Source organism: uncultured Sphingomonas sp. (assembly GCF_937859915.1).
In the GTDB taxonomy this organism is placed as follows: Bacteria; Pseudomonadota; Alphaproteobacteria; order Sphingomonadales; family Sphingomonadaceae; genus Solisphingomonas.
This window is the reverse complement of record NZ_CALMAW010000071.1, coordinates 1-6,287: the sequence shown is the minus strand read 5'-3', so window position 1 is coordinate 6,287 and position 6,287 is coordinate 1. Positions and strand designations below refer to the sequence as shown.

The 6,287-nt window shown below is 69.7% G+C and carries 5 protein-coding genes and 1 pseudogene; 3 read left to right on the top strand and 3 right to left on the bottom strand.

The window, feature by feature from the left end; genetic code table 11:
• Window positions 1-454: pseudogene (locus Q0326_RS09645) on the top strand (SDR family NAD(P)-dependent oxidoreductase); the annotation flags it as partial.
• Here Q0326_RS09645 and Q0326_RS09640 read toward each other — a convergent pair.
• Together Q0326_RS09640 and Q0326_RS09635 are read right to left on the bottom strand one after the other, a co-directional pair.
• A complete protein-coding gene (locus Q0326_RS09640; protein ID WP_298689593.1) occupies window positions 355-1,296 on the bottom strand; it encodes an EamA family transporter in 942 nt (313 codons plus the stop codon). The pseudogene Q0326_RS09645 and the gene Q0326_RS09640 sit on opposite strands and share 100 nt — an antisense overlap.
• 575 nt (window positions 1,297-1,871) lie before the next feature.
• A complete protein-coding gene (locus Q0326_RS09635; protein WP_298689597.1) occupies window positions 1,872-2,876 on the bottom strand; it encodes a beta-eliminating lyase-related protein in 1,005 nt (334 codons plus the stop codon).
• A 63-nt stretch (window positions 2,877-2,939) separates the two neighbouring features.
• Between Q0326_RS09635 and mtnP the strand changes: the two genes are divergently transcribed.
• Window positions 2,940-3,815 (top strand): S-methyl-5'-thioadenosine phosphorylase, encoded by an 876-nt coding sequence (gene mtnP / locus Q0326_RS09630; RefSeq protein WP_298689590.1) that lies wholly within the window; start codon window positions 2,940-2,942, stop codon window positions 3,813-3,815.
• A 454-nt stretch (window positions 3,816-4,269) separates the two neighbouring features.
• Here the strand turns inward: mtnP and Q0326_RS09625 are convergent, their stop codons facing one another.
• Window positions 4,270-5,553: a sugar MFS transporter gene (locus Q0326_RS09625; RefSeq protein WP_298689595.1), complete on the bottom strand. Its 1,284-nt coding sequence runs from the start codon at window positions 5,551-5,553 to the stop codon at window positions 4,270-4,272.
• 225 nt (window positions 5,554-5,778) lie between these two features.
• Between Q0326_RS09625 and Q0326_RS09620 the strand changes: the two genes are divergently transcribed.
• A partial coding sequence (locus Q0326_RS09620; protein ID WP_298689588.1) for a dihydroxy-acid dehydratase occupies window positions 5,779-6,287 on the top strand: 509 nt, incomplete at its 3' end.

Genomic DNA, 6,287 nt, shown 5'->3' with positions numbered 1-6,287 from the left:
CGGCATCTACGGCCCCGGCCGCTCGGCGCTCGATCGCGTGCGGCAGGGCCGCGCGCACCGCATCGATCTCCCCGAACAGGTGTTCAGCCGCATCCATATCGACGACATCGTCGCCGCGGTCATCGCCTCGTTTGACGGGCCGCCGGGGGTCTACAATATCGCCGACGAGCGGCCGAGCAGCCAAAATGCGGTGATCGAGGCGGCGTGCGCGCTGCTCGGCCTGCCCGCGCCGCCGCTGCTCGCGGTCGACGACCCGAGCCTCACCGCGATGGCGCGCGGCTTCTATGCCGAGAACCGCCGCGTCGCCAACGGCCGCGCCAAACGACTGCTCGGCTGGGCGCCGCGCTTCGCCGACTATCGCGCCGGGCTTGCCGCCTGCCTCGCCTGCAGCGCGACGAACAGCCCGGCCAGCGACAGCAGGCAGCCGACGATCGCCTCGGGCGACCAGCGATAGCCCTCGAAGATCGTCGACAGCCCCATCGCCAGCCCTGGGCTCAGCACGCTGGTATAGGCCGCGCGTCCCGGGCCGATCGCGCGGATCACGTAGAAATAGCAGGTGAAGGCGAGCGCCGAGCCGACCAGCCCGAGATAGAGGATGCCGCCCCAATAGGCGGGATGCGGATCGAAGGCGGGCGGCCCGTCGATCGCCCAGGCCGACAGCGCGTCGAAGCCCACGCCCCACACCATCCCCCAGGCGATCAGCGACGCCACCGGCACCGCGCGCGCGGCCTTGCTCGCCTGCGCGACATTGGCGATCGAGGAGAACAAGACGCCGAGCAGCGACCAGCCGATCCCGGTCCAGATCAGGCTCCGCGCGTGCGGCACCGCGCCGAGTTCGTGCGCGAACAGCAGCACCAGCCCGACCGCCGCGACCGCCGAGCCGAGCAGGAAGGCGCGCGACACGCCCTGCTTCAAGAAGATCCAGGCGAACAGCGCATTGGGCACGATCAGCAGCGCGAACAGCACCGCGACCAGCCCCGAGGTCACGCTGCGCTCGGCGAGATAGACGCAGAAGTAGTTGAGCGCATATTGCGCGACGCCGTAGACTGCCGCCAGGCCATGTTCGCGCGGCGTGAAGCGCAGCCGCGCGCCGCTCAGCCGCGCATAGAGCAGCATCGCCGCGGCGGCGATCAGGAAGCGGTAGGTCACCGACCAGGCCGGCGGCACCACGCCGAGCTGGAAGCGGATCACCAGCCAGGTCGACGACCAGATCAGCGTGCACAGGATGAACGGGATCGCGACGCGCGCGCGCCGGCCCGCATCGAGCGGGCGGGTGTCGGTCAGCTGCTCGGTCATGTCGCGCGCCCGTTGGTCATAAGCGTCATCGCGGCCGAGTCGCCGCGCCTTTTGCCGTTCGTGCTGAGCGCAGTCGAAGCACAGCCACCATCGGCGCGCGGCCCCCTCGATGCCGCCTGCGGCGTCGCTCGGGACAGGCTTCGACTGCGCTCAGGCCGAACGGAGGTGGGACGGCGCCCGGCGAGCAAGCGGTCGCCGATCGCGGTCCTGACCCTCCGCCCCTCTCCGTTCGTGCTGAGCGCAGTCGAAGCACAGCCACCCTCCGAGCGTGGCCTTCGACTGCGCTCAGGCCGAACGGGGGTAGGCGTGCGCCCGGCGAACGGGCTGTCACCGACCACGGTCCCGACCATCCACCCCTCCCCGTTCGTGCTGAGCGCAGGCGAAGCACAGCCACCATCCGCGCGTGGCCTTCGACTGCGCTCAGGCCGAACGGGGGTGGGACGGCGCCCGGCGAGCGCGCAACTAGCAGTCACGTCCCAAGCCATACGCCCCCTCCCGTTCGCCCTGAGCGCAGTCGAAGGGCAGCCACCCCGCGCGCGCGCCGGTCGCGTCGCAACGGAGAGGCGCGCCGACATCTAGTCGAGCGCCCGGATCGCCGCCGCCAGCGCGTCGATCTCGGCCGCCGGCTGGTCCCACGACGTCACCAGCCGCGCCTCGTCCGCGCCCCAATCGTAGAAGTCGAAGCCCTGTGCGCGCAGCGTCGCCGCCTCGGCCGCGGTCAGCCGCACGAACAGCTCGTTGGCCTCGACCGGATAGCGCAGCCGGTCCCCCGCCGCCGCCGCCAGCGTCGCCGCCCCGGCATTGGCCCCGCGCGCATTGTCCAGCCAGCGATCCTCGTCGAGCAATGCGATGATCTGCGCGGCCTGATAGCGGCCCTTGGAATTAAGATGCCCCGCGCGCTTGCGGCGGATCTTGGCGACCTCGACCAGATCGGTGCGGAAATAGACCAGCGCCTCGGCCGACATCCCGCCATTCTTGACGAAGCCGAAGCTCAGCACGTCGACCCCCGCGCGCCATGTCACCTCGCCCGGGTGGCAGCCGAGCGTCGCCACCGCATTGGCGAAGCGCGCCCCGTCCATGTGCAGCCCGAGCCTGTGGTTGCGCGCGACCGCGCTCAGCGCCGCAACCTCGTCGGGGGTGTAGACCAGCCCATATTCGGTCGCATTGGTGATCGACAGCGCATGCGGCTGGACGCGGTGGACGTCCGCTCGGATATCTTTCCGCGCCGCCACGACCACCTCCGGCGTCAGCTTGGCGCCCTCGCCCGCCAGCGGCAGCAGCTTCGCCCCGTGCGTGAAGAATTCGGGCGCGCCGGCCTCGTCGGCGTTGATGTGCGCCTCGGCGTGGCAGAACACGCCGCCATGCGGGGGCACCATCGTCGCCAGCGCCAGGCAGTTGGCGGCGGTGCCCGTCGACACCCACAAGGCCGCGCAGGGCGTGCCGAACAGATCGGAGAAGACGCCGTCGAGACGCTGGCTCAGCGCATCGCCATCGTAGGCGGTGTCGACATGGTTGGCGGCGGCCATCGCCTCCAGCACGGCGGGGGAGACGGCGGCGGCGTTGTCGGAGAAGAAGCGCATGATCGGCACTTGCGGGGACAGGGCGCTTGCGTCAACCACCTCGCATCATTCGGGAGATAGGCAGTGGGCGGCTGGACGATCGGGATCATCGGCGGCTCGGGCCTCTACGCGCTGGACGGGCTCGCCGAGACCGCATGGCACGCGGTCGAGACGCCCTGGGGTCCGCCCTCCGACCGCATCCTCGAGGCGCGGATCGGCACGACCCGACTGCTGTTCCTGCCGCGCCACGGCGCCGGCCACCGCATCCCGCCCTCGGAGATCAACGCGCGCGCCAATATCGATGCGCTCAAACGGCTCGGCGCGACCGACCTGCTCGCCATCTCCTCGGTCGGCTCGCTGCGCGAGGAGCTGCCGCCGGGCATCTTCGCGGTGGTCGACCAGTTCATCGACCGCACCGTTGCGCGACCGGCGAGCTTCTTCGGCACCGGTCTCGTCGCACATGTCTCGCTCGCCGATCCGACCTGCCCGCGCCTCTCCGCCTTCGCCGCGGCGGCGATCGAAGCGGCGGGGGGCACCGCTGCGACCGGCGCCACCTATCTGGCGATGGAGGGCCCGCAATTCTCGACCCGCGCCGAAAGCCTCGCCTACCGGCAATGGGGCGCCGACCTGATCGGCATGACCGCGATGCCCGAGGCGCGGCTCGCGCGCGAGGCGGAGCTGCCCTATGCGCTGGTCGGCATGGTCACCGACTATGATTGCTGGCGCGAGGAGGAGGCGGGCGTCGTCGCCACCGACGTGATCGCGCAGATGCACGCCAATGCCGCCACCGCGCGCCGTCTGGTCGAGGCGCTGGCGACCGCGCTGCCGGCCGAGCGCACGCCCTCGCCGATCGACACTGTGCTCGACCAGGCGATCCTGACCGCACCCGCCGCGCGCGACCCGGCGGTGGCGGCGAAGCTCGCGGCGATCCTGGCGCGGATGACGGGCGCGGCGACCTGATGGCAGCGGTGTGTGGAATCGTCGCCCGGGCTCGACCGAGAGCGAGAGAGCGTTCCCATAATAGCGGGATCGCACAATCCGCTTGACAAGACGAACCATTTGGGTTAACTGTCGACGCGTCCTTTTACCCCGAAGCGCAAGGGTGCGAAGGACGGGAACCGATCGCGGCGAGCGTCACGCTGGCATCGATCGGGCGGCCGGCGCGGAGTCATCCGGTTTTCCAAGCCGAAGCTTCGCTGAGAACGTAACCGTGGACCGACGTCACACCCTGCCAGGCCAACCGTGGGCAGGGGCCTTGGTCCCCAAGTACAAAGTCTGGACGCGGCTGTTTTGGTTACCAACCGCACTTGGCTTACCCCAAGCCGTCCAGCACCGGGTGCCCCTTGGCAAGAGACGCGCCGGCCGTTGACCTCCCTCTCTCCCCGCCCTGGCGGGAGAGCTGTGCCCGCAAATCCTACAGATCCGCGACGGCGTCGCGCGTGCGGCTGCCCCACAGCGCGTAGAACAGCGTGTAGAGTTCGCAGGCCGCGGTGAGCAGAAAGCTCCACTGCAGCCCGTAGCTGTCCGCCAGCCAGCCCTGCACGACGACCAGCGCGCCGCCTGCGATCGCCATCACCAGCAGCCCCGATCCCTCCTCGGTCAGCGGGCCGAGCCCGCGGATGCCGAGCGTGAAGATCGTCGGGAACATGATCGAGTGGAACAGCCCAACCGAGATCAGCGCCCACATCGCCAGCGGCCCGCTGGTGAAGGTGGCGATCAGCATCACCACGAAGGCGCCGATGCTGGCGAGCGCGAGCACGCGCTCGGCGGGCATCACGCGCATCACATAGCTGCCGATGAAGCGGCCAACCATCATCCCGCCCCAGAGCAGGAACAGATAGTGCGAGGCGGTCTCGTGGCTGAGATTGCCGATCTGCGGCTGCGACACGAAGTTGATGAACAGGTTGGAGACGCCGATTTCGGCGATCAGATAGATGAAGATCGCGGGGATGCCGAACACCAGATTGCGGTGGCGCCACAGCGAATGGCCGCGCCGTTCGGCGGCGGCACCGGGACGGCCGGCGCCGCCGAAGCTCGGCAGCGGGAAGCGCGCGATCACCACCGCGAGGATCGCCAGCACCACCGCGACGATCAGATAGGGCAGCTGCACCGAGCGCGCGTCGGCGAGCCGTTGCGCCATGGTCAGCGTGCCGGCCCCGCCGACCATCGTCCCCGAGGTCGAGCGGCCGAGGATCAGATAGCCGCCGAACAGGGGCGCCAGCGTCGTCCCCATCGAGTTGAACGCCTGGACGAGGTTGAGCCTGGCGGGTGCGGATTCCGCCGGGCCGATCACCGCGACATAGGGGTTGGCGGCGACCTGGAGCAGCGTGATCCCGCTGGCGATGATGAACAGCGCGAGCATCACGACGCCGTAGGAGGGGATGCGCGCCGCCGGGATCATCAGCAAGGCGCCCGCTGCCATCACCAGCAGCCCGACCACCATCGACTTTTTGTAGCCGATCCGCTCGATCAGCTTGGCCGACGGGATCGACGCGAAGAAATAGGCGATGAACCAGACCGATTCGAGCAAGGTCGTCTGGCGATAGCTGAGCGCGAACACCGAGCGCAGATGCGGCAGCAGCGTGTTGTTGATGACGGTGATGAAGCCCCACATGAAGAACAGGCTGGCGAGCAGCGTCAGCGCGGGGCGATAGGCGGCGCCGCCCCCGTTCGGGCCGCCGTCCACGGTCGGTCGCATCGTCGTCGAGGGAGCCGGTCCGGCCATCGTCACTTCCTTCTCCAGCACCGGCCGGGCCTGCGCATGGGCTTGCCCTCGGCGTTTTTGTCTGAGTATATACGCCCCCACGACGCGTCAACAGGAGGCGCGGGACCGAGGGGCGCCGATCGCGGCGATCCGCCAGCCCCCGCCCGATCCTGCCCGCCCGACCATCGACACCCCTTCTCGTCCGGAACACCGACAGCCATGACCGACCCCACGCCCCCCGCCCGCCTCCGCTCGCGCGCCTGGTTCGACAATCCCGAGAATATCGACATGACGTCGCTCTATCTCGAGCGCTATCTCAACTTCGGGCTGAGCCTCGAGGAGCTGCGCTCGGGCAAGCCGATCATCGGCATCGCGCAGACCGGCTCCGACCTCTCGCCCTGCAACCGCCACCATCTCGTGCTCGCCGAGCGGCTGCGCGAGGGCATTCGCGAGGCCGGCGGCATCGCGCTCGAATTCCCCGTCCACCCGATCCAGGAGACCGGCAAGCGCCCGACCGCCGGGCTCGACCGCAATCTCGCCTATATGGCGCTGGTCGAGGTGCTGTACGGCTATCCGCTCGACGGCGTCGTGCTGACGATCGGCTGTGACAAGACCACGCCGGCCTGTCTGATGGCGGCGGCCACCGTCAACATCCCCGCGATCGCCTTGTCGGTGGGGCCGATGCTCAACGGCTGGCACAGGGGCGAGCGCACCGGCTCGGGCACGAT